Annotated in this window: 26 protein-coding genes and 1 pseudogene; 12 read left to right on the top strand and 15 right to left on the bottom strand. The window is 57.5% G+C overall.

Annotated features, from left to right (window positions below):
- Window positions 1–14: 14 nt before the first annotated feature.
- The 3 genes from QFW87_RS05085 (at window position 15) to QFW87_RS05075 (ending at window position 1215) form a co-directional block, all read left to right on the top strand.
- The gene (locus QFW87_RS05085) at window positions 15–452 is read left to right on the top strand and encodes a VOC family protein (RefSeq protein ID WP_283189963.1); all 438 of its coding nucleotides are present in this window, start codon (window positions 15–17) and stop codon (window positions 450–452) included.
- Between the two features lie 257 nt (window positions 453–709).
- Complete coding sequence (locus QFW87_RS05080) at window positions 710–964, top strand: type II toxin-antitoxin system prevent-host-death family antitoxin (RefSeq protein WP_134096615.1); 255 nt, start codon at window positions 710–712, stop codon at window positions 962–964.
- Window positions 961–1215 (top strand): Txe/YoeB family addiction module toxin, encoded by a 255-nt coding sequence (locus tag QFW87_RS05075; protein WP_283189962.1) that lies wholly within the window; start codon window positions 961–963, stop codon window positions 1213–1215. The genes QFW87_RS05080 and QFW87_RS05075 overlap by 4 nt, the downstream gene beginning before the upstream one ends.
- An 8-nt stretch (window positions 1216–1223) precedes the next feature.
- Here QFW87_RS05075 and QFW87_RS05070 read toward each other — a convergent pair whose 3' ends face one another.
- Window positions 1224–2399, bottom strand: a complete 1176-nt coding sequence (locus QFW87_RS05070; RefSeq protein ID WP_283189961.1) for an aspartate aminotransferase family protein — start codon at window positions 2397–2399, stop codon at window positions 1224–1226.
- Between the two features lie 102 nt (window positions 2400–2501).
- Between QFW87_RS05070 and QFW87_RS05065 the strand changes: the two genes are divergently transcribed.
- From QFW87_RS05065 to QFW87_RS05055, 3 genes are all read left to right on the top strand, one after another.
- Entirely contained in the window at window positions 2502–3407 is a 906-nt protein-coding gene (locus tag QFW87_RS05065; RefSeq protein WP_283189960.1) for a LysR family transcriptional regulator, read from the top strand.
- A 75-nt stretch (window positions 3408–3482) separates the two neighbouring features.
- Complete coding sequence (locus QFW87_RS05060; RefSeq protein WP_283189959.1) at window positions 3483–4496, top strand: sensor domain-containing diguanylate cyclase; 1014 nt, start codon at window positions 3483–3485, stop codon at window positions 4494–4496.
- Entirely contained in the window at window positions 4493–4897 is a 405-nt protein-coding gene (locus QFW87_RS05055; protein WP_283189958.1) for a GNAT family N-acetyltransferase, read from the top strand. The genes QFW87_RS05060 and QFW87_RS05055 overlap by 4 nt, the downstream gene beginning before the upstream one ends.
- 12 nt (window positions 4898–4909) lie before the next feature.
- Here the strand turns inward: QFW87_RS05055 and msrA are convergent, their stop codons facing one another.
- From msrA to msrB, 3 genes are read right to left on the bottom strand one after another with little or no spacing between them, the layout of a single operon-like run.
- Entirely contained in the window at window positions 4910–5617 is a 708-nt protein-coding gene (gene msrA / locus QFW87_RS05050; RefSeq protein WP_283189957.1) for a peptide-methionine (S)-S-oxide reductase MsrA, read from the bottom strand.
- 31 nt (window positions 5618–5648) lie between these two features.
- The gene (locus QFW87_RS05045) at window positions 5649–7184 is read right to left on the bottom strand and encodes a redoxin family protein (protein WP_283189956.1); all 1536 of its coding nucleotides are present in this window, start codon (window positions 7182–7184) and stop codon (window positions 5649–5651) included.
- A gap of 42 nt (window positions 7185–7226) precedes the next feature.
- Window positions 7227–7745: a peptide-methionine (R)-S-oxide reductase MsrB gene (gene msrB, locus QFW87_RS05040; RefSeq protein ID WP_283189955.1), complete on the bottom strand. Its 519-nt coding sequence runs from the start codon at window positions 7743–7745 to the stop codon at window positions 7227–7229.
- Window positions 7746–7896: 151 nt separating this feature from the next.
- Between msrB and QFW87_RS05035 the strand changes: the two genes are divergently transcribed.
- From QFW87_RS05035 to QFW87_RS05025, 3 genes are all read left to right on the top strand, one after another.
- Window positions 7897–8613 (top strand): response regulator transcription factor, encoded by a 717-nt coding sequence (locus tag QFW87_RS05035; RefSeq protein WP_046045971.1) that lies wholly within the window; start codon window positions 7897–7899, stop codon window positions 8611–8613.
- The gene (locus QFW87_RS05030) at window positions 8610–10127 is read left to right on the top strand and encodes a HAMP domain-containing sensor histidine kinase (RefSeq protein WP_283189954.1); all 1518 of its coding nucleotides are present in this window, start codon (window positions 8610–8612) and stop codon (window positions 10125–10127) included. The genes QFW87_RS05035 and QFW87_RS05030 overlap by 4 nt, the downstream gene beginning before the upstream one ends.
- A 189-nt stretch (window positions 10128–10316) precedes the next feature.
- The gene (locus QFW87_RS05025; RefSeq protein WP_046045968.1) at window positions 10317–11021 is read left to right on the top strand and encodes a hypothetical protein; all 705 of its coding nucleotides are present in this window, start codon (window positions 10317–10319) and stop codon (window positions 11019–11021) included.
- Between the two features lie 74 nt (window positions 11022–11095).
- On the opposite strand, the gene QFW87_RS05020 is transcribed toward QFW87_RS05025, so the two are convergent.
- On the bottom strand, window positions 11096–11590 hold the full coding sequence (locus tag QFW87_RS05020; RefSeq protein WP_283183055.1) for a RidA family protein: 495 nt from the start codon (window positions 11588–11590) through the stop codon (window positions 11096–11098).
- Window positions 11591–11775: 185 nt separating this feature from the next.
- Window positions 11776–12036, bottom strand: a complete 261-nt coding sequence (locus QFW87_RS05015; protein ID WP_283189953.1) for a DUF3077 domain-containing protein — start codon at window positions 12034–12036, stop codon at window positions 11776–11778.
- Between QFW87_RS05015 and QFW87_RS05010 the strand changes: the two are divergent.
- The 3 genes and pseudogenes from QFW87_RS05010 to QFW87_RS05000 all read left to right on the top strand — a co-directional run bounded on the left by QFW87_RS05010 (window position 11992) and on the right by QFW87_RS05000 (window position 14434).
- A pseudogene (locus QFW87_RS05010) lies at window positions 11992–12932 on the top strand (aminotransferase class I/II-fold pyridoxal phosphate-dependent enzyme). The gene QFW87_RS05015 and the pseudogene QFW87_RS05010 sit on opposite strands and share 45 nt — an antisense overlap.
- Window positions 12933–13500: 568 nt before the next feature.
- Window positions 13501–13779 (top strand): DUF3077 domain-containing protein, encoded by a 279-nt coding sequence (locus QFW87_RS05005; protein WP_283183053.1) that lies wholly within the window; start codon window positions 13501–13503, stop codon window positions 13777–13779.
- Window positions 13780–13843: 64 nt separating this feature from the next.
- On the top strand, window positions 13844–14434 hold the full coding sequence (locus QFW87_RS05000; protein ID WP_283189952.1) for a hypothetical protein: 591 nt from the start codon (window positions 13844–13846) through the stop codon (window positions 14432–14434).
- Between the two features lie 46 nt (window positions 14435–14480).
- On the opposite strand, the gene QFW87_RS04995 is transcribed toward QFW87_RS05000, so the two are convergent.
- From QFW87_RS04995 to moaE, 9 genes are all read right to left on the bottom strand, one after another.
- Window positions 14481–15119, bottom strand: a complete 639-nt coding sequence (locus QFW87_RS04995) for a DUF6036 family nucleotidyltransferase (RefSeq protein WP_283189951.1) — start codon at window positions 15117–15119, stop codon at window positions 14481–14483.
- A gap of 199 nt (window positions 15120–15318) precedes the next feature.
- Entirely contained in the window at window positions 15319–16206 is an 888-nt protein-coding gene (gene cyoE / locus QFW87_RS04990; protein WP_095132943.1) for a heme o synthase, read from the bottom strand.
- Window positions 16207–16217: 11 nt separating this feature from the next.
- The gene (gene cyoD, locus QFW87_RS04985; protein WP_008025399.1) at window positions 16218–16553 is read right to left on the bottom strand and encodes a cytochrome o ubiquinol oxidase subunit IV; all 336 of its coding nucleotides are present in this window, start codon (window positions 16551–16553) and stop codon (window positions 16218–16220) included.
- Window positions 16554–17180 (bottom strand): cytochrome o ubiquinol oxidase subunit III, encoded by a 627-nt coding sequence (locus tag QFW87_RS04980; RefSeq protein WP_283183049.1) that lies wholly within the window; start codon window positions 17178–17180, stop codon window positions 16554–16556.
- Window positions 17181–17183: 3 nt separating this feature from the next.
- Window positions 17184–19214, bottom strand: coding sequence for a cytochrome o ubiquinol oxidase subunit I (cyoB, locus tag QFW87_RS04975; RefSeq protein ID WP_283183048.1), 2031 nt, complete (start codon window positions 19212–19214; stop codon window positions 17184–17186).
- A 3-nt stretch (window positions 19215–19217) separates the two neighbouring features.
- Window positions 19218–20162 carry a ubiquinol oxidase subunit II gene (gene cyoA, locus QFW87_RS04970; protein ID WP_283183047.1) on the bottom strand — a complete coding sequence of 315 codons (945 nt, stop codon included), beginning with the start codon at window positions 20160–20162 and terminating at the stop codon, window positions 19218–19220.
- A gap of 816 nt (window positions 20163–20978) precedes the next feature.
- Window positions 20979–21488, bottom strand: coding sequence for a disulfide bond formation protein B (locus tag QFW87_RS04965; protein ID WP_283183046.1), 510 nt, complete (start codon window positions 21486–21488; stop codon window positions 20979–20981).
- Window positions 21489–21678: 190 nt separating this feature from the next.
- Window positions 21679–22455 carry an ABC transporter substrate-binding protein gene (locus QFW87_RS04960; RefSeq protein WP_283183045.1) on the bottom strand — a complete coding sequence of 259 codons (777 nt, stop codon included), beginning with the start codon at window positions 22453–22455 and terminating at the stop codon, window positions 21679–21681.
- 237 nt (window positions 22456–22692) lie between these two features.
- Window positions 22693–23145, bottom strand: a complete 453-nt coding sequence (gene moaE, locus QFW87_RS04955; protein ID WP_046045949.1) for a molybdopterin synthase catalytic subunit MoaE — start codon at window positions 23143–23145, stop codon at window positions 22693–22695.
- Window positions 23146–23148: the final 3 nt, after the last annotated feature.

The following is a 23148-nucleotide window of genomic DNA, read 5'->3' as shown; positions in this document are numbered from 1 at the left end:
TACCAAGGATACGTATGTTTGCACGGAGCAAATTAGTCCCCGAACTGATGGTCACCGACATCAAGAAAAGCCTTCACTTCTGGACCTCCCTGATCGGCTTTCAAATCGCCTATGAACGTCCCGAAGTCGGTTTTGCCTACCTTGATCAAAACGGCGTTCAGATCATGCTGGAGCAATACGACCCGGCCGAAGGCCAGTGGATGACCGGCACACTGCAAGCGCCGTTTGGTCGCGGCATCAACTTTCAAATCACGGTCGATGTCGTCGAGCCGATACTCCAGCGCCTGGCCGACGTTGAATGGCCGCTGTTTCGTCCCTGCGCCGATGTCTGGTATCGCGCGGAGGCGGTGGAAGTCGGCCAACGCGAATTTCTGGTGCAGGATCCGGACGGTTATCTGGTTCGTTTGGTGGAGAGTTTGGGGGAGCGGCCGTTTGCGTCCGTAAGGCACTGAGCCGATGCCTAGGCCGTGTGCATTTCACCCTCGATCATTCCCACGCTGAGCATGGGAACGATCAAAAAACTTGGGTGCCGGGGGATGTCGAGTAAATCGGATCGGGATTACATCGATCACGGAAACGTCTTGAAGAATCTTCGGTGATACTCAGGACAAGCGCGGATGCATCGTCTGCGCAACGACCACTCGTAGGTATCGCCTTGTCATCCTGTACTCATTTCTGTACGTTCTTTGCATCGAGCGAGGACTACAACATGCAAACCATCAACTACACCACCGCACGTGCACATCTGGCCGAAACCATGGATCGGGTCAATGAAGACCGCGCTCCACTGTTGGTCACTCGCCAGAAAGGCGAACCCGTGGTGATGATGTCTCTGGCGGAGTACAACGCCCTCGAAGAGACAGCCTATCTACTTCGCTCCCCTGCTAATGCAGAACGCTTGATCAAATCGATCGGCAACCTGCGAGCAGGGAAAACTAAAACCAGGCAACTCATCGAAGAATGAATATCGAGTTCACTCCTGAAGGTTGGGAAGACTATCTGTGGTTCCAACAAAACGATAACGCAGGACTCAAGCGAATCAACCTGCTGATCAAATCAATCCAGCGCGAGCCGTTCGATGGACTCGGAAAACCTGAACCGCTCAAATACAACTTGAGCGGCTTCTGGTCGCGCCGGATTACAGCCGAGCATCGCTTGGTCTATGCAGTCGAGGATGGTGAAATCCGCGTTGTGATGTGTAGATACCACTACTGAGATAAATCTCAGGCCGCGTTCACTGCCCGGCAAACCCCTCTGACAATCATCTCCACTTCCCGCTCATCAATCGTCAGCGGCGGCAGCAAGCGAATGGTCTTGCCCCGTGTCACGTTGATCAGCAAGCCGTGATCCCGCGCGGCGATGAGGGTCAGGTCGCGAATCGGCTGCTTGAGTTCGATGCCAATCATTAATCCCTGTCCACGGATCGCCAATACATTCGGGTCGTCCGCCAATTCGATGCGCAATCTGGCCAGCAAACGCTCGCCCTGAAGTTTGGCGTTTTCCAGCAGCCCTTGTTCTTCGATGATCTCCAGCACGGTGCAACCCACGCGACAGGCCAGTGGATTGCCGCCGAAGGTACTGCCGTGACTGCCGGGGGTGAAGAGGTCGGCGGCTTTGCCCCGAGCCAGGCAGGCGCCGATGGGAATGCCATTGCCCAGGCCTTTGGCCAGGGTCATGACGTCCGGAACAATGCCTTCGTGCTGAAAGGCAAACCACTGGCCGGTGCGGCCGATGCCGGTCTGGATTTCGTCGAGCATTAGCAGCCACGAGCGCCGAGTACAGAGTTCGCGAATGGCTTTCAGGTAACCGGGCGGGGCCATTTGGACACCGCTTTCACCCTGAATCGGTTCCATCAGGATCGCCACGATGCGCGGGCCGTGGGCTTGCTGCACCTTGTCCAGCGCCTTGAGGTCGCCGAATGGCACTTTGACAAAGTCCCCCGGCAACTCGTTGAAACCCAGGCGCACGGCCGGGCCATCACTGGCGGACAAGGTGCCCAGGGTGCGGCCGTGAAAGGCGTTTTCCATGACCACCACCAGCGGTTGTTCAATGCCTTTTTGCCAGCCATACAACCGAGCGAGTTTCAGCGCCGTCTCGTTGGCTTCGGCACCGGAGTTGTTGAAGAACGCTCGCTCCATGCCCGCCAGTTGCGTCAGTTTCTGCGCCAGCCGCTGTTGCCAGTCGATGCTGTAAAGATTGGACGTGTGCAACAGCAGCCCGGCCTGTTCGCTGATGGCCGAGACAATTTTCGGATGGGAGTGACCGACGTTGGTCACTGCCACGCCCGCCACCGCGTCCAGGTATTCACGACCGGCCTGATCCCACAGGCGCGTGCCCAGGCCCTTGCTGAAACTCAAGGCCAAAGGTTGGTAAGTGGTCATCAGGCAGGCGGCGGTCATGACATCAAGCTCCATCAATAGTCGGTGTTTTTGCAGTATGGTTAGCCACCTGAACTAGATAAACGCTGCAACACTTCAATCATTTTAAAGCCGAGCTTGATAATGGATTTGTTCCAGGCAATGACCGTTTACGTCAAAGTGGTGGAAACCGGCAGCATGACCGCCGCCGCGTTGCAGTGCGAAATGTCCACCACCATGGTCGGCAATCACCTGCGGGCGTTGGAGCAACGCCTGGGTGTGCGCCTGCTCCACCGTACGACGCGACGCCAGCGGTTAACGGAGTTCGGCACCGCTTATTACCAGCGGTGCCTCGAAGTGCTGGGGCTGGTGGCCGATTCCGAACGGTTGGCCGAGCAGGCCCTCGACGAACCGAGCGGCACCTTGCGCATCACTGCACCGCTGACGTTCGGCACTGAAAAACTGGCACCTGCCCTGAGTGAATTCGCTCTGCTGTGTCCACGCGTCAAATTGGATGTGGTCCTCACCAATCGCCGTCCGGACCTGCTCGAAAACGGTTTCGATGTGGCGTTTCGCCTGGGCAATACCGAGGAGACCCACCTGATCGCCCGTCCACTCCTCGACTACAGCCTGACCATGTGTGCATCACCGGAGTACCTGGCGCGCAAAGGCATACCGGAGAAACCCGATGATCTGCAACACCACGACTGTCTATCCTTTGCCTATCCGGCCGGGGATGACTGGCAGTCGGTGGAAAAGCATTGGCGCCTGACCGGTCCCGAGGGTGAAGTGGCGGTAGCGGTCAATGGACCGATGTTGATCAACAGTTCGGCAGGACTGCATCAAGCGGCGCGAACCGGTATGGGCATCGTGGTGTTGCCTGATGCGTTGATGGAGCAAGATCTCAAGGACGGAAAACTGGTGGCATTGATGCAGGATTACCTGCCGCCGAGCCGACCGATGAACCTGATGTATGCCCAGGATCGCTACCGTTTACCAAAACTGCGTAGTTTCGTCGACTTTGCCTTGCAGAGATGGGGCAAGCACTAGCCGACCGAATACGCCATCGACTAATCTCCTCGACTGGCGGGTCACTTATATATCAGGGCGGCAGGGAGAGCGGAGATGGGTGAGGCGTCGAGTATCGAGTCGTTGAAGTTCAATCTGTCGGATTTGAACGAAGACATGCTGCACACCATTCTGGAACTGGTCAGCGACGGCATCTGGGACTGGAACGCCAACACTGGGTTCGTCTACCGCAATCCCGGGTGGTACGAGATGCTCGGCTACCCGCCTCATTCCCTGGATAACAATGTGTTGACCTGGGAAAACGTGATCCATCCCGACGATTACCTGCAGGTTATGGCGCTCTTCGATGACTACCTGAATCAGCGAGCCCCCGGTTATCAGGCTGAGTATCGCTGCCGCATGCAGGATGGCAGCTATACCTGGATCGAAGACCGTGGCTACGTACTGGCACGCAATGCCGACGGCTCGGTGGCGCGGATGGTCGGCGCCCACCGCAGCATCGACGACAAGAAGCGCCTGTTCGAAGCGCTTGAACGACGCAACCAATCCCTTGAAGCGATCGTTGAAGAACGCACCCGAGAGTTGTCTCGCGTCAATCAGCAACTGCAAATCCAACTCGAAGAAAACCGCAAACTGGCGGAAACCGACACACTGACCTCAATCGCCAATCGCTATCTTCTGGAAAAAGCCCTGCCCCAGGAATGCGAACGCGCCCAGCGCTTTCGACAACCGCTGTCGCTGATTGCGATGGACATCGACGACTTCAAGAACATCAACGATCACTATGGCCACGCGCTGGGCGATGCGGCATTGGTGCAGGTGGTCGAGAGCGTGAAGCACTGCGTCCGCGAGGGCGATCTGCTCGCGCGTTGGGGTGGCGACGAGTTCATCCTGATCCTGCCGAATACACCTCTCGCCGACGCCCGGACCCTCGCTGAACGTATCCGCCATGACCTGGCAAGCCTGCTGCCAGTGGGGGACTTTCAAGTGACCATGAGTTTTGGCGTGGTTCAGCGCTTTGAAGAAGAACAAAAGACCGGGTTGCTGGCCAGGGCCGATCAGGCGCTGTATCGGTCGAAGATCGCGGGCAAGAATGTGATTTCCGGATGAACAACGCCTTGCATGTCTGCGATGTACTGCCCTCGGAAGTAGAGTCCGTACGCCTTTTTCTAGGGCAGAACGGATGGGCTCATCGCACAGGTTCCGCTGAACATTTTGCGCAGTTGATCACTAACTCCCAACGCACAGCCGTTGCTAAGAAGGACTCCCAGATTATCGGGTTTGCCCGAGGCATCACGGACGGCCTATCAAACGGTTATCTGTCGATGGTCGTTGTCTGTGGACAACATCGACGTGAAGGTATCGGGCGCGCATTGGTTGAGCATGTCATGGGCGAGAACACCGACATCACCTGGGTTCTGCGAGCAGGTCGGGAAGGTGCTTCGGATTTCTTTTCAAGTCTGGGTTTTGAAACGTCGACCATTGCGATGGAGCGCCCGCGTCGTAAATAGCCAACCCGCCATTCACATCCCCGCCTTCACCAACACCGGTTTCTCCTGATACCGATCCGGATAAAGCTTTTTCAGCTGCGCGACCTTCGGTAGATCGTTGATCACGATGTAGGGATAGGTCGGGTGCTCGGTCAGAAAATCCTGATGTTCCTCCTCGGCCGGGTAGAAACCGTTGTAGGTTTCCAGCTTGGTGACAATGGGTTTGTTGAACGAACGAGCAGCGTCCAGCTGGGCGATGTAGGCCTGGGCGACACGTTGTTGTTCGCTGTTTTCCGGGAAAAGCGCCGAGCGATACTGAGTGCCGCTGTCAGGTCCCTGACGATTGAGTTCGGTAGGGTTGTGAGCCACCGAGAAGTAGATTTGCAGCAAGGTGCCATAGCTGACCTCACGGGGGTCGAAGGTGACTTCGACGGATTCCGCATGACCGGTATCGCCACTGCTGACCCGCTCGTACTGAGCAGTGTTGGCTGCACCGCCGGCGTAACCGGAGACCGCTTTCTTCACCCCTTTCACATGTTGGAACACACCCTGGACACCCCAGAAGCAACCGCCGGCAAAGACCGCCCTTTCGCTGTCGGCCTGGGTGGTTTCGTCGAGGATGGGTGGAGGAATGATGACCGCTTCTTCCGCCGCACCGAAGGAGAACGCCAAGCATTGGCCGATGACGCCGGCAGCGGCCAGGCCCAACAGGGTACGGCGCCAGGTGAATAAGGTTTTCATGAGGCTGATTCCTGAATGAATGGAATGACGATCAACCGAACGTAAACGCATACGCCGACACGCCGGGATCGAGAAACTCGATGCTGAAGGTCCGATCCTTCACGCCGCCGGTTTGGCGCACCAATTGGTACAAGCGTTGTTCAGTCACGCTGCCGCTGCCGTCGGGCGCCACGTCGGTACCGTGGGCATCGCCGGGTGCTTTTCCGTCAATCAACACTTTGAAACGCACCGGTTTACCGTCGGTGCCAGGCCCCAGCACCAGGTGCAGATCGCGGGCATGAAAGCGGTAGACGATGCGACTGGCCGGCGCGCTTGAAGTCGCCCGTTCCGGGCCGACATTCCATTGACCGTCCAGGCCCCAGTCGTTGAGTGCTAATTGCGATGGAGCGCTATAGGCCGACACCTTGTCCGGCACCAGGCTGGTTTCAGGCACGAAATGCTCGGCACGCTGGTAGCCGACATAGGTTTCCGGTGATTGCACTTCGTTCATGTCCGGGGCCAGTTGAACACCCTCGGCACTGGCATTGATCAGACCCTCCGCGACTTTCGCTGCTCCTGCTTCGCGCAGCAGTTGCTGGATCACCCGTTCCGATTCGGCGTACTCGCCTTCACCAAAATAGTGATAACGGATGAGACCTTGAGCGTCGGCAAAATAGTGGGCTGGCCAGTATTGGTTGTTGAAAGCTCGCCAGACCTTGAAGTCATTATCGATGGCTACCGGGTAGTTGATGCCCAGGTCCTTCATGGCTTTGGTGACATTGCCTACGTCTCGTTCGAAAGCAAACTCAGGCGCATGGACGCCAATCACCACCAATCCCTGATCGCGGTACTTCTCGGCCCAAGCCTTCACATAAGGCAGCGAGCGCAAGCAGTTGATGCAGGAGTAAGTCCAGAAATCCACCAGCACGACTTTGCCTTTCAAGGCCTGCGCAGTAAGGGGTGGCGAGTTGAGCCATTGCACCGCGCCGTCCAGCGGTGGAAGGTTGCCTTCAATCGGCAGTGCGCCCGGCGTTTTGTCAGCCGCTTTCATTGCACTTCCTGAGGCGCGAATCTGCGCCATCATCGCCCCACTAACGTTCGAAGATTGGCCGGCCAGTCGTCCCACCAACGCCTGCTCGATACCGCCGGTGGACGCCGTCGAAATCCGCGCCAGAATACCGGTGTCGAGTCCCAGGGCAATCGCCGCCACACCCGCCAGCATCGCGGCGCCCAGACCTCGACGCAGCCACTCGCCAGCGCCGATGGAACGCTTCATAGCCGCGAAGACTTTACCACCCAGCAGCAGCGCCACCGCGAGGGAAGTTGCGGCACCCGCAGCGTAGGCCAGCAACAACAAGGTGGTTGCGATGCTTGCCCCTTGCAACGCGGCTCCGGTCAGCAACAGACCCAGAATCGGCCCGGCGCACGGTGCCCAGAGCAGGCCCGAGGCGACGCCGATCAGGAACGACGCGCCGGGACGCGGTCGGGCATCCGCGCCCGCGGCTTCCGACAGCCGGCTGCCAGCCGCCACCAGTGGTCGAGTCAGACGCTCGGCCAATCGCGGCAGCAACAGGACCAGAAGCCACATAACGTCGACCTGCAAAAATGAGTGAACGGGAGTACCCGCGGATCAAGTCGCCTGCGGCACAAAAGTCATCGCCAGGCCGTTCATGCAGTAGCGCAAGCCGGTGGGTTTGGGCCCATCGTCGAAGACATGACCCAGATGACCGCCACAACGCCGACAGTGGACTTCCTCGCGCAGCACCCCGAAGGAACGGTCCTGACGAGTGGCCACAGCCTTGTCCAGCGGTGCCCAGAAGCTCGGCCAACCGGTGCGGCTGTCGAACTTGGTCGCGGAAGAAAACAGCGGCAGATCGCAGCCGGCACAGGCAAACGTACCTTCACGGTGCTCGTTGTTCAGCGGGCTGCTGTAGGCCCGTTCGGTGCCCTCTTCGCGCAGGATTTCGTACTGCTCGGCGCTGAGCATGGCGCGCCATTCGCTGTCGCTGTGAGTCACCTCGAACACCTCTGCCGCGTCGGCATCACTGACCAGTGCAGAACGCGCGGCAAATTTTGGCAATACACCGATGACCAGGGCTGCAGCGCCTAGCCCGCTGCTTGCTACGAGAAACTGTCGCCGTGAAAACATGGTCGTCTCCGAAAATTCCAGATGCCTGTCATGGAACACAGCCTAGGCTTGGGTTGATCGCCAAATCCTCACGAGAAGTTAAACAATTCGTGATAACTCAGGCCCCGGAAAACCCGCACAATGCGCTCATTGCGCCGAAGGATTGAGCTTGATGGAACAGACCAAACGCGTCCTCGTGGTCGAGGACGACCTGCATATCGCCGACCTTATCTGCCTGCATCTACGCGATGAGCAGTTCGAGGTGGTGCACTGCGCCGATGGCGATGAAGGCATGCGCCTGCTGCAGCAAGGAAGCTGGGACGCACTGATCCTCGACCTGATGCTGCCCGGCGTCGATGGCCTGGAAATCTGCCGCCGCGCCCGCGCCATGGCCCGCTACACACCGATCATCATTACCAGTGCGCGCTCCAGCGAAGTGCACCGGATTCTCGGACTCGAACTCGGTGCCGACGATTACCTGGCCAAACCCTTTTCGATGCTCGAACTGGTGGCCCGGGTCAAAGCACTGTTGCGACGGGTCGACGCCATGGCCCGTAACCTGAAAATGGACGCCGGCAGCCTGATCACGGACGGCCTCGCCATCGACCCGATCACTCGCGATGTGTCCCTTGACGGTCGCCGCCTCGACCTCACGCCACGGGAGTTCGACCTGTTGTATTTCTTCGCCCGTCAGCCCGGTAAAGTGTTCTCGCGCATGGACCTGCTCAACGCAGTCTGGGGCTACAGCCATGAAGGCTACGAGCACACCGTCAACACTCACATCAACCGCCTGCGGGCAAAGATCGAGGCTGATCCGGCACAACCGGTGCGCATCCTCACGGTGTGGGGACGAGGCTACAAATTCGCGGCCAGGGAGGAGCAGCCGTGAGATTGACCCTGACTCAGCGCCTGTCTCTGGTATTCGCCGTGTTGCTGCTGGTGTGCTGTGGCACGTCGGCCTGGATGCAGGTGCGGTCCAACAAGATGCATGAGCTGGAAGTGGTGCAGGGGTTGTCGCGGGATCTGGCCCGGCACATCGCCCATGACACCGTGCTGATGGACACCAAAGGCCTGATGCCCGACGCCGTGCGCGACCTGTTCAGCCAACTGATGCTGGTCAATCCCAGTGTCGAGGTCTATCTGCTCGACCCCGAGGGCCGGATTGTCGGCAGTGCTGCGCCCGAGGGTCGGATACGCCGGGAGCGGGTCGATCTGGCGCCGATCCAGCGCCTGCTCAAGGGCGATGCCCTGCCGATTCTCGGCGACGATCCGCGCAGCGTCGATGGCCGCAAAGTGTTCAGCGCCGCGCCATTACAGGTCAGCGGCAAACCGGCGGGCTATCTCTATGTGGTGCTGCTCAGCGAAGAGCACGACCGCTTCGCCGAACGCGGCGCCACCAGTGCTGCCCTGAATACCGCGCTGTTGTCCATCGGGCTGGTGGCGTTGCTGTGCCTGATTGCCGGTCTCACGGCATTCGCCCTCATCACCCGACCTTTGCGCCGTTTGACCGAAACTGTCAGCCGCTTCGACATTGATGGCACTCCGGTAACGCCGCCGGCATCCGTCCCGGTGGAACAAGCCGCCAGCCACGATGAAATTGCCATACTCGATGCCGCCTTCCGGCAGATGCAAGCTCGCCTCGGTGAGCAATGGCGTTCATTGACCCGCCAGGATCAGGAACGCCGCGAACTGGTGGCTAACATCTCCCACGACCTGCGCACGCCTCTGGCCTCGCTGCACGGTTACCTGGAAACCTTGTCGCTCAAGGACGCTACATTGTCACCCGCCGACCGCCGCCGTTACCTGGGCATCGCGCTGGATCAAAGCCGCAAGGTGGGTGGTCTGGCGCAATCGCTGCTGGAGCTGGTGCGCCTGGAACATGGCTTTGTGCAACCGGTGCTGGAGCGTTTCTCGCTGACCGATCTGGTGCAGGACATTTTCCAGAAGTTCGAACTGACGGCCGAGGCGCGTCACGTCGAACTCAAGGCCACCTTCGCACCCAATGTCTCGGCGGCCTGCGCCGACCTTGGATTGATCGAGCGGGTGCTCACCAACCTGTTCGACAATGCCCTGCGCCACACCCCGCAAGGGGGAGAAATCGAGCTCAGCCTGCGCCCTCAAGGACCTTTTATTGAAGTCACCGTCAGCGACACCGGCCCTGGCATCACTGCCGAACTGCGCGAAGGTCTGTTCCTGCGCCCGTTCAACATTGGCGGCGCACGGCGTGACGGTGGACTGGGATTGCGGATCGTGCACCGGATCCTGCAATTGCATGGCCGCGAGATCCAGCTGATTGACATTCCCGGACGCGGCGCGACCTTCCGCTTTTCATTGGCGGTGGATCAGCAAACGGCCGAGCAATTGGCGGTTCGGTCGATGAATCTGAATTCGCTGGGGAAATAGTCGGCTACTGCTGACACTTCAGGCAAAACGCCCCCAGATAGCCGCCGGTTAAAAGTCGCTGTGCCAAAAATGATGACCAGCCGCCTGTTCATCCGTGACAACGCCGCCTCGGTCCAATAGATTAGGCGGCCTGAAAAGGCCCAGAGCTTTCTCGCCTCAACCCAAGTTAAAAGAAGTAGTGAAATTTCAATGTCCGATTCCAATACCGCTGAATCCGTAGTCACCTTGTCGTCCAAAGCGGAATACGAAAACTCCATCAATCTTTCACAGCACGTGCCCCAGGCCAAGACCATCAGCGAGATGGTCCTGGACGCTTTCCAGTCCACCCGGGAAAGCGACCAGATCCGCGAGCTGCGCGCCGCGATTCGCCAGGCTCACGACAGCTTCGACGACGATAAAGCCTACCAATTGATGGGCGAACTCAAGCAGCTCAAGGACGCCGAGGCTGCCGACATTGCTGCCCTGGAAGACTTGAGCAGCAAATTCCCGATCAGCCGGATTCTCTCCAGTTTCAAGGACGACCCGGCATTTCAGGAATTGGTCTATGGCCTCGCACTGAAAGTGCTGAACCAGACACACCAGGCCATCAGCAACCCGAGCAGTGGCAAAAGCAAGGCGGCTCGCGCCAAGAAAGATGTCGAAGTGTTCACCATCAGCAAAGACGGTATCAGCGTGACGTTGCCGCTGCGCACCCCGCGTTCGCGACTGAACGTTGACCGTGAAGCGCTGGAGTTCCTGGGTTTCACCTTCGTCGGTGAAGGCGAAGAAGCGGAACTGGAAAGCGAGACGTTCCTGGACAATGCCGGGGCCGAACAAGCGGTTAACCGCAAGAACATCATCACCGCGCTTCAGCAGCAAACCGCGTTCGATGGCTACAGCATCGCCGCGCAGTAATACACGTCATCGATGACTGAAAAGCCCCGCACTGAGATTCAGCGCGGGCCTTTCTATTGCCTGCTGGTTCATTGTTAGAGCGTTGATGGCCGTATCGCCACGATCATGTCAACTTCAATGGCTGCGTCTTTCGGCAGTTGATAAACGCCGATCGTGGTTCGTGTATGTTTACCAGCATCGCCCAGTACATGACTGAAAACGTCCGATGCGCCGTTGGCCACTTCGCTCAAATCGACAAAATCCGCGGTGGACTTTATGTAAACCGTGACGCGCAATAGCGACTTGATCTTGTCCAGCGAACCGATGGAATCAACAATCAATGCCAGACCGCGCAACGCACTGATGCTGGCAGCGCTCTGTGCATCTGCCAGCGTCAGATCCTGGCCTACTCTGCCCGGATACTGAATTTCACCATTCATCCGCGGCACCAAACCGCTGATGTAAAGCTCATCGTGATGCCGCACCAACAGCGCGTAATGCCCGCCGGCCGTATTCTCACCGTAGATGTCGTAACCGAGCTCTTTTGCCAGCGCGATGAATCGTTCATCACAGGTCATGTGTTCAGTCATCTATCCTCCTCGATCAAAAATTGGATCCGTTTTTTTTGACAGATTAGCCCAAAGATCTCGATTCGGGGGCTGGCCTATGAAAATCAGCTCGGATCAAATTGATGTCCCTTAGATTCGAAAACGATTGAACTGACGAGCGAACACCTGAATGCCCCGCCTTCGAAAGAAGTGCGGGTTTTTTTTGTTCAAGCGCGGTTGCTACACGGAGCGTCGAGCACCTTCAACACGTCATCGATGATCGCTTTGCTCATATCCCGCAAAAAATGCGCCGCCCAGGCATGGATGTCGGTATAGCGAACCATGGCGGCGTCTGATGCAAGGAGTTTGGCGACGTGGAGCAGATCAGAGGCGTGGGAGAGGGCTTGAATCACCGGGACGCCGGCGTTTATGCGGAATAGCAGTTGGTTAGGCCTGGCGTGCCACTGGTCCAGCAGATCGTCGACCAATTGTCGGTGGCGATCAGCCAGGGCGGACTGCCTCACGGGGCCAAACTGCCGCCAATCCGCGAACTCTCCGACTTGATGAACGTTGGCAAGTCGACACCGTGCTGCTCGACGATCGGTGTTACTTCACCATGCACACCAATCTGGCCTTGCATGGTGCCAAGGTCATCACAATCCCCCGCGGGAGTGACGGCATGGACCTTGAGGCCTTCGAGCAACTGCTGATTGCCCATCGTCCCGTGCTCTACATGGCCAACAATACCTTGCACAACCCGACCGGGCATTCGTTCTCCCCGGCGCAGGTTTATCGCTTGCTGGAGTTGAGTCACCGCTATGGTTTCCACATCCTCGAAGACGATTTGTATTGCGACTTGCAGCAACGAACGACGCCGCGACTGGCGGCGGGCGGGCTGGACAATGTCAGTTACGTGTCCGGCTTCTCCAAGACCCTGACGGCTAACAGCCGCGTCAGCTACGCGGTACTGTCACCGCAACTGGCTGCGCGGCTGGTTGCGCTCAAAATGGCCTGCGGTGGCATGACTTCGGAACTGGCGGAGCAGATTATCTGCACGATGCTCAGTGACGGCAGCTATGCCAAACATACCCGGCGCACGGTGGATCGGCTTTAAGAGTCGAGCAGTCGGGTGACGAGTTGGCTGGTGGAGGCAGGTTGCTCGGCGTCTTCGCTGCCGGGGGAAGGGTTGTTTATCTGGACGCGTCTGCCCGAAGGGCTGCATGCCGAAACGCTGGCAAGGAAAGGCCTGGAAATCGACCTTGTACTGGCGCCCGGCACCCTGCTCAGCAAAGCGCCGAGCGCTAGCCACTTCCTGCGCTTCAACGTGGCGCACAGTGATAACAGCCAGGTGCGGGAACGGTTTTTCCGGTTGCTAGACACATAAAGTAAATAACTGACTGATATCAATTCTGTGGGAGCGGGCTTGCCCGCGAAGGTGGCGCATCAGGCAACATCAATACTGACTGTGACGGCCTCTTCGCGGGCAAGCCCGCTCCCACAAGGATTGTGGTGATCACACTGTCGACCGACAGGATCAGACCAAAGTCATCTTCTACAAGATGTCGCCTGACATGCTCACAAGCCACCAGATCGCTACGATTGCGGCTTCTGAAAATGCCCGATAGCTTGAGGCTGTCGCTGCCAATTCAGCGACCGGGCCTGATAACCCGGTAATATGCGCGCGTACCAGCGCCCAAATCATGATTGCAGGCGTTTTTTTATGTCTGCAAACTCATGCACTGGCGGCTGTGCGCGGGAGACCTTCGGGTCTGCCGGGTCGTGCATACCGGTTTATCAGCCTGCGCATAGCTGCCACCCATTCGCCTGATAACGAACGTGGCAGCTCTACTTTGGTTCTGGAGTTTGTTCATGCACGTTATTGATCCGTCCAAAATCTGCACCTCTGCTCCACCGGTCATCCCCCACCACCGCCCAACCACCGGAGGTGCCCAATGACCAACCCCCAAGACCTGAAAACCATCGGTCTCACCCCTTTCTCCTACCACGCCGACCAACCGCTGTTCCGCATCAATGCCGGTGTCCCGGTGATCAAAGCCCTCTCCCACGCCTCCGACCTGCTCCACGTCGCCAAACTTCTCGCATCAGACGCCGCCATGGTCCGCGACACCGACCGACACGCCTGGGCGTCGCATTTTTTGCAGGATATGAGTAAGGCGATTATCGATGACGTGGTGAAGGTGCTCGACGCACCGGGTAGCAACCGCGCTTGAACAAAAAAGCCCCGCCCCTCTCTCGAGGGCGGGGCTTTTCAAGTATCAGACCAGTAGCTCAACCATGACGGGGATTTCCCCCACCAGCCTGACCAAAAAGGCAGCCTGCGCCCTGGTCTTCGACTTGATCTTGCGAACATGTTTCGAGAGCGGGCTTGTTCTTCACCAAATTGCTACACAGCTTATTAAGCTTGCCTTGGCGTTGGGCAGACATGTCGTCAACGCCCCGCATCAACTCCGCAAAAAGATCGCGCTTTGTCATGAGCTACCTCATGGTTGCCCGCTGCTCAGCCTCGTAATGCCGAGTCTGGAAAGGCATGAGCGTTTGAGCCTTCAGGCCAAGGCCTTCACTCAACCCCCAAGAGACGGCGAGCTCATCACGACGTCGGCGCAGCGGTGCGACTGCTTGTGGCGCCACCTCTCGACTGGAAGTCGTATATGCAAAAAGCTCAAGAGCATTGAGGGTTTCAGAAACGCGGATATCGGATACGCACGCAAAGCGAGTGAATCGTTCAAGCAGATAGCCTGCACGGCGAACCTCCACTTCGTCAGTGTGGCAATTCAGAAAAGCTGTGACTTCGCTCTCAAGGTTCGAATTCGAGTACCAAACAGCTTTGGCGGCGCTCACAAGCGCAGCGTCATCCGCTTGATTTAAGGGGCTTTTGACCAGTGTGTCCAAGGCGGATGAGAGGACGTGGCCGTTAAGAGGCTTCGTCATCTGTATTCTCCAAGTAGTCTTGCAAAATATTGGTGAGAACCGAGGTTGGTGGCTCTTTGTTGCCAACATATACATCAATCGCCTGCAATGCCAGTCGATGGAGCTCGGTGCTCAGTATGAAGCCCCCCCTGAGAAGCGCCATGATATCGCCGATGTCCTGTTCGGTAGCTCTACCCAGCTTAGAGATGGCAATGTCGATAGGTGCGGCAATGTGGACGTGCAAAGGAGATTCGATCGGAAACTCCATAAGAGGAAGGCTCCGCTCCCAGTAGTCCTCGTGAATTGGGCCAAAGCTTGTGTTGTATTGAAGGTCATAGTTCAACTCCATCAATCGACCGGATCGCTCATCGACAAATTGCTCAGGTATCTCCGCGAGCATGGTTTGAAGGTGAAGAGCTTCCGGGACATTCGCCTCATAGATCTCGGCATCGACGTCCGTGGAAACACGATGATTTGTATAAAGGTGAACTGCGCAGCCACCGAACACGATAATTTTGACCGCCCCAGGTTCTGCGCTCTCAAGTACCAGTTCCGCTTCGACGGATTTGAACATCGAAATCAAAGCCTGCCCCAATGCCTTGCTCGTATTCACGCAGGGGGTGATTGCGTCCGGCAGTTCCATTTTCGAACCTCTAACACTGTTGGGGTGTGGCGCGGCGCCTAACAAATATCGCCGCTGTATTGGCAGCGTCAGAAGGTTAGGGAGGCGACTTCCGACCGACAACCTGAAAACCCTGTGGGAAGATTCTTGTGTAAGCCCGACCAACAAAAAGCCCCGCGCTTCTCACGAAGGCGGGGCTTTTCTTTGCAGCCTCTAAACCTTAAGGCGCGTAAGTCAGCAACAGCTCACTCGGCACTTTAAAGTCCAGCGACATCATCACGCTCAACGCGGTAATGGTGAAGATCGAGAACACGAACAGCTTGCGTGCCCAGACCGTGTCATCCACTGCCTTGTAGCCGGTCCAGGCCATGTACAACCAGTACATGCCCATGGCCGCGGCGACGGCGAGGTAGCTCATGCCGGCGTAGCCGCTGAAGGTCAGCATCAAGGTCGCCACGAGGAACGCCAAGATGTAGAGCAGGATGTGCTTCTTCGCCACTTGAATCCCGCGCTTCACCGGCAACACCGGAATCGATGCAGCCAGGTAATCGTTGAAGCGGAAGATCGCGATGGCGTAGGAATGCGGCATCTGCCACAGGCTGAACATCACCAGCAACGTCAGTGCGGCCATGTCGAAGCTGTTCGTCACAGCGACGTAGCCAATCACCGGCGGCATGGCGCCCGACAGACTGCCCACCAGCGTGCCGTGAACCGACTTGCGCTTGAGGTACAGGCTGTAGAAACCGACGTAGATGACAAAGCCGATCACCGCGAACAACGCGGCCAACGGGTTGGCCACTTTGTACAACAGTGCAACGCCGAAAACACCCAGGACGGTCGCAAACGCCAGGGCCAGTTTCAGGGAGATCAAGCCCTGGACCAGCGCCCGGTTCTTGGTGCGTTCCATCTTCAGGTCGATGTCGCGGTCGATGCAGTTGTTGAACACACAACCGGAAGCCACCACCAGCGACGTGCCGATCATGGCGGCCAGGAAAATGGCCAGATCGACATGCCCTTTCGAGGCCAGGAAAAATCCGCCCGCCACAGAAAGCACGTTACCGAAAATGATCCCCGGTTTGGTGATTTGGATAAAGTGCTTAAAGGACATCCGGACTTTCCTCAGTGCGCCATCATGTTGGTGTGGATACTGAACATGATCCACAACGACAGGCCTACCAACAGGACAATCACGATCGCGGCGAAAACAAACGCAATCACGTTGTTACGCTGCGCGGCCGAACGGTCCAGGTGGAGGAAGTACACCAGGTGCACCAGCACCTGGATGACTGCGAAGGCCAGTACGATCCACAGGGTCAGGGCTTTCGGCAGCGATGGGTACATCACCAGACCGAAAGGAATGACGGTCAGGATCACCGACAGGATGAAACCGATAGCATAGGACTTGACGCTGCCGTGGCCGGCGTCGTGGCTATCGTGGGAATGAGCGTTAGCCATTTACATAGTCCCCATCAGATAAACAACGGTGAATACGCAGATCCACACCACGTCCAGGAAGTGCCAGAACAGGCTCAGGCAGCTCAGACGGGTCTTGTTGGTCGCCGTCAGGCCATTTTTCTGCACCTGATACATCATGATCGCCATCCAGATCAGACCGCTGGTCACGTGCAGACCGTGGGTGCCGACCAGGGTGAAGAACCCGGACAGGAAGCCGCTGCGGCTAGGGCCGTAGCCTTCGGAAATCAACACGTGGAACTCGTTGATCTCCATGCCGATGAAGCCGGCACCGAACAGGAAGGTCATGCCCAGCCAGCCCAGGACCTGGTTCTTCTTGCCCTTGAACAACGCCAGCATGGCGAAGCCGTAGGTGATCGAACTGAACAGCAGCAGAGCGGTTTCGCCCAGTACGTATGGCAGCTCGAAGATGTCGTGGCCCGACGGGCCACCCGCTACGTTGTTAACCAGTACCGCGTACGCCGCGAAGATCGACGCAAACAGAATGCAGTCGGTCATCAGGTAGAGCCAGAAACCGAATACGGTCATCTCGCCCGAGTCGTGGTGATGGTCGTCGTGCCCATGGTCCGTGCCATGGGCGTGTCCAGCAGTGGTCACTAAGTTCGACATGGTTTAAGCCTGTTCCAACGAGGTTTCAACACGGGTGGCGGTGGCTGGAACTTTCCCGGCCGCTACCAGACGCTTGTGCTGCTCGGCTTCGATGCGCTCGATCACGTCGACCGGCACCATGTAGCCTTGATCATCACGTGCAGCGTGGATCACGAAGTAGACCACGGTGCCAACCAGACCAACGATGGCCAACCACCAGATGTGCCAGATCATCGCGAAACCGAACACGGTCAACAGAGCACCCATGACCACACCGGTCGCAGTGTTGTTTGGCATGTGGATCGGTTCGTACTTGGCCGGAGCCTTGTACGCGGTACCGTTTTCCTTGGCCTCGGTGAACGGATCAATGGTTTCCGCTTTTGGCAGCACGGCAAAGTTGTAGAACGGAGGTGGCGACGAGGTCGACCATTCCAGGGTGTGTGCATTCCACGGGTCACCGTGTTCGCACATGTTTTCCGGCTTGTTGCGATCACGCACGCTGACGTACAGCTGAATCAGCTGGCAGGCGATACCGACCGCGATCATCACCGCACCGAACATGGCGACGTACAGGTACGGCACCCACTCAGGGTTGGTGGTGGCGTTCAGACGACGGGTCATGCCCATGAAGCCCAGTGCATAGAGCGGCATGAACGCAACGAAGAAGCCCGAGATCCAGAACCAGAACGCTGCCTTGCCCCAACCTTCGTGCAGCTTGAAGCCGAACGCTTTAGGGAAGTAGAAGCTGAAGCCTGCGATGTAGCCGAATACCGCGCCGCCGATGATCACGTTGTGGAAGTGAGCGATCACGAACAGGCTGTTGTGCAGGACGAAGTCCGCACCCGGAATGGCCAGCAGTACGCCGGTCATGCCGCCGATGGCGAAGGTCACCATGAAGCCCAGGGTCCACAGAACCTGGCTGGTGAAACGCAGACGCCCTTGGTAAATGGTGAACAGCCAGTTGAATAGCTTCACCCCCGTCGGGATCGAAATCAGCATCGTCGCCAGACCGAAGAAGGCGTTGACGCTGGCACCCGAACCCATGGTGAAGAAGTGGTGCAGCCAGACCATGAAGCCCAGGATCGAGATCGCGCCCGATGCGTAGACCATCGAGTGGTGGCCGAACAGACGCTTGCCGGTGAAGGTCGAGATGACTTCGGAGAAGATCCCGAACGCCGGCAGAATCAGGATGTAAACCTCGGGGTGGCCCCAGGCCCAGAACAGGTTGACGTACATCATCGGATTGCCACCAAGTTCATTGGTGAAAATGTGGAAATCCATGTAACGGTCAAGCGTCAGCAGTGCCAGGGTAGCGGTCAGGATCGGGAACGAGGCCACGATCAGGACGTTGGCCCAGGTGCAGGTCCAGGTGAAGATCGGCATGTCCATCAGCTTCATGCCCGGGGTACGCATTTTCAGCACGGTGGCCAGGAAGTTGACCCCCGTCAGCGTCGTACCCAACCCGGATAGCTGTAGCGCCCAGATGTAGTAATCCATCCCCACGCCCGGGCTGTATTGCAGGCCCGACAGCGGCGGATAGGCAACCCAGCCGGTCTTGGCGAATTCGCCGACGCCCAGGGACAGGTTGATCAGCACCACGCCCGACACCAGCAGCCAGAAGCTCAGGGAGTTCAGGAACGGGTAGGCCACGTCACGCGCGCCGATCTGCAGCGGCACTGCAAGGTTCATTAAGCCTGTGAAGAATGGCATCGCCATGAAGATGATCATGATCACACCGTGAGCGGTGAAGATCTGGTCATAGTGTTCAGGCGGCAGGTAGCCAGGCGAACCCTCGGTGGCCATGGCCAACTGGGTACGCATCATGATGGCGTCGGCAAAACCGCGCAGCAGCATGACCATGGCAACGATGATGTACATCACGCCGATTTTCTTGTGGTCGACCGAGGTCAGCCACTCGGACCACAGATAGGTCCACTTCTTGAAATAGGTGATTGCAGCGAACAGCGCCAGACCACCGAGCGCGATCATGGCGATGGTTATCATCACGATCGGTTCGTGGAACGGGACCGCTTCCCAACTTAATTTACCAAACATCGTTTACTCCTCTGCCCCGGCAGCTGAATGCGAACTCATGTCCATCCCTTCCATGGCGGCCATTTCGTGCTCTTTCTTCTCGTGGTGCATCGGCTTGCCCGGTTTCATGCCTTCGTACTTGTCGACGATGATCTGGAACAGGTTCGGCGTGACCGAGGAGTAGAGCTCGACTGGGTTGTTCTGGCTTGGCTTGGAAAGGGCTTCGTATTCAGCTTTTTCAAGCTGTTTAGGTGCCTTTTTGACTTCGCTGACCCAGGCGTCGAAATCTTCCTGAGAGGTGGCGATAGCTTTGAATTTCATGCCGGTGAAACCAGCGCCGCTGTAGTTGGCGGAGATACCGTCCATTTCAGCGTTCTGGTTGGCGATCAGGTGCAGTTTGGTCTGCATGCCGGCCATCGCGTAGATCTGGCCGCCCAGGGCCGGGATGAAGAACGAGTTCATCACGGAGTCCGAAGTCACCTTGAAGTTGATCGGCGTGTGCGCCGGGAACACGATCTTGTTGACGGTGGCGATGCCTTGCTCTGGATAGATGAACATCCACTTCCAGTCCAGCGCGACTACTTCAATGGTGATCGGCTTGACGTCGGATTCCAGCGGCTTGTAAGGATCCAAGGCGTGGGTCGACTTGTAGGTGACATAACCCAGGGCAATGATGATCAGCACTGGAACAGCCCACACCGCGATTTCGATCTTGGTGGAGTGCGACCATTTCGGCGTGTAGACGGCGTCGGTGTTGGACGCGCGGTATTTCCAGGCGAACAGGAAGGTCATGACGATGACCGGAACCACGACCAACAGCATCAGCAGCGTTGCGGTGATGATCAGGTTTCGCTCGTCCAGGCCGACCTGGCCCTTGGGATCGAGCAAGGTCATGTTGCAGCCTGACAGCAACAACGTGCCGATCAGCGGCAATAAGCCTAGTAGTCTGGGGTACCTGTTTTTACTCATCTCACGACCTCTAAAGCAGCTTGCGCAATGCAGTTGGGTTTTGATCGCCAACACTTCGCCCTGCCAAGGGTTGGCATTTTTCTTGGATTGAATAAGTGGCTGCCCGTCGCGCGTCAGACGCTGTTCGACAAATCCTGGGCTAGCGTTGAGTTCTTATTCGAATTCGTGGTCAAAGGCCTTGTTACAGACCAATTCCATTTGGTGCGGATAATTGGAAGGCACCGACACCTGGGAGTCGCATGAAGCCAAAGAGCCTCTCGACGCCCTATTCCTGCTCAGGGATGAGCAGTGCCGGGAATTCAGTGCGGGCGATTGTAGATATGTAACGTTTTATAAACCATGTCTCATCCAGAAATAATTCTTATCCATTCCAGCAACAATCATTAACGGTATTTGCAAAAGTGCGCCATGGTATCGAAATTCATTCTCAACAAAAACACCAAAAATTGTAGGTCTACCTCAGGCAGTTCAGACAGTATCGAAGGCTCTGCGCCCTCCTTCGACCCTGCCAAAACCCCCATGTGACAAGGGCTTCGGCGATTCGCCAAGGCCTGTTAAAACTGCCTGTTCCGGATTTTTGAGGCTGAAGTTGCCAGACGCTAAAACAGGCCAATTTTGTTGCGTAGCCATGTACCAATTCGGCGCCCTGTAATGCCTTGCGACACTCCCGCTGTGACAACATGTCGCACACGTGCCGCACCCATACTTGTCGCGCATCAAGGTCATTTTACCTGCGCCCTGAAATGCAAAACGCCCCGACCCCCTCAACGAGGGCCGGGGCGTTTTTTTTGTGTGGCAGCGATGCGGCGGATGACTTCAGCGCAGGGCTTTGCGATTACGCGAAGTGAGCAGCGGCACCAGCACCACGATCAGCACAAAGGCTAGCAGCGCCCATTGTGCAAGCGACAGACCGAGGATCGGCGGGTACGGCGTGGAGCAGAAGCCGTCGACCTGGAAGCCCAGCGGGAAGATCTTCGCCAGTGGCAAACCGTCGACTATCGGTTGCAGTACATCGATGCCGCAGCTGACCGCCGGATAGAACTGGGTATAGACGTGATGCCCGGCCACCCCGACGCCTGCAATGGCGCAGATCACCACCAGGGTTTCAAATACCGTGATGCTGCGCCGGGTGCGCATGGCCGCGCCGATGAACGCGAAGAGCGCAATCAGCAGCAACGCATAACGTTGCAGGATGCACAGCGGGCATGGCGCCTCGCCCAGAACAATTTGCATGTACATCGCGCCACCGATCAGCCCCAGGCAGATGAAGCCCAGCAACACCAGATAGCGCCGTTCACGGCCCAACCGCATCGTTTCCTCGCTCATTGCGTTTCCCTTCTAAATATCGATTGCCCAGAAGTCTACACGCTGGCCCTGACCTTTGAGAGTCCGGCGCGCACATCGGGGTATCGGGGAATAGACGACAAGCCGGTTAAGAAGGGATTAACTTTCAAGCGTTTTTCAGGAATCGGAACCGCGCAGAGGCTTTCGTGAGAAAGCCCCCGCCAGCAATTGATCAATCGCCGTAGATATCAGACTTGAAGTACTTCTCTGAAATCTTCTGGTACTCGCCACTGGCGCGAATGCCGTCGATGGCCGTGTTCAGCTCGGAGACCAACTCAGTGTTGCCCTTGCGCACCGCGATCCCGGCGCCCTCGCCCACGTATTTCGGATCCTTGAGCTCCGGCCCGACAAAGGCATAACCCTTTCCACGCGGCATCGTCAGGAAGTCATTCAGCGGGATGGTATCGGCAAAAATGGCATCGAGGCGACCGGCAGCCAGATCCATGTAGATCTCTTCGTTGTTGCCGTAACGCTTGACGTTGATACCCTTCGGTTCAAAAACCTCAGTGGCATAACGGTCGGTAGTGGTGGCGCGCTGCACACCAACAGTCTTGCCCTTGAGGCTGGCGTACTGGTCATCCACGACCGCACCGTCCTTCATCACCAGACGCGATGAGGTGAAATAGTACTTGTGGGTGAAATCCACCGACTTCTTGCGGTCTTCGTTGATGGTCATGGACGACAGCGCCATGTCGATTTTCTTCACTTTAAGGGAAGGAATCAGACCGTCGAACTCACCTTCGACCCAAACGCACTTGACCTTCATCTGCGCGCACAGGGCACTGCCGATGTCGTAGTCGAACCCGACAATCTCACCTTTATCGGTTTTGGACGCGAACGGCGGATAAGCCGCTTCGATACCGATGCGCAGGGTTTTATCGGCGGCGGACAGGCTGCTGCACGCCAACAGGCTCAGAGCCAGACCGGTGATGAGGGGGAATTTCTTCATGTTCGTTCTCTCGCGGGTTGTTGTTGGTTTGGCAAGACAGAAGAATGAGCAGAAACGGGGAAGCGCTTTTTTGTACTTATAATTCCATACTGGACTTTTATGTATAGGCCGTCAATCGGGGTTCTTGAAGATGTGGCCGCCGATGGTCGGGAGGTCAATCAGTGGGAAATGGGGTGATGCAGATGGCCTCTTCGCGAGCAAGGCGGACTGACAGTCAATGAAGAACTTACTGGCTGTTTACTGCTTCCAGCGATCCGCCGCCGCATGATCACTGTCGCGCCCTTCAACCCAACGCGACCCGTCAGGGGTGTTTTCTTTCTTCCAGAACGGTGCGCGGGTTTTCAGGTAGTCCATGACAAAGGCGCAGGCATCGAACGCGGCCTGGCGGTGGGCGCTGGCGGCGCCGACGAAGACGATCGGCTCACCCGGTTCCAGGGCACCGATGCGATGCAGCACTTCAAGTTTGAGCAGCGGCCAGCGCTGCTCGGCCTCTGTGGCGATCTTGGCGAGGGCTTTTTCAGTCATGCCCGGGTAGTGCTCAAGGAACATCCCGGCGACGTCGAGTCCGTCATTGAAGTCGCGAACATAGCCGACAAAACTCACCACCGCCCCAACGCCCACATTGGCGGCGTGCATGGCGTTGACTTCAGCACCCGGATCGAACGCCGTGGATTGCACGCGAATCGCCATGGC

Origin of the sequence: Pseudomonas sp. PMCC200344, from assembly GCF_030053095.1 — a bacterium.
GTDB lineage: Bacteria > Pseudomonadota > Gammaproteobacteria > Pseudomonadales > Pseudomonadaceae > Aquipseudomonas > Aquipseudomonas svalbardensis.
The sequence above is the reverse complement of the archived record's forward strand: the minus strand, read 5'-3'. Positions and strand labels throughout refer to the sequence as shown.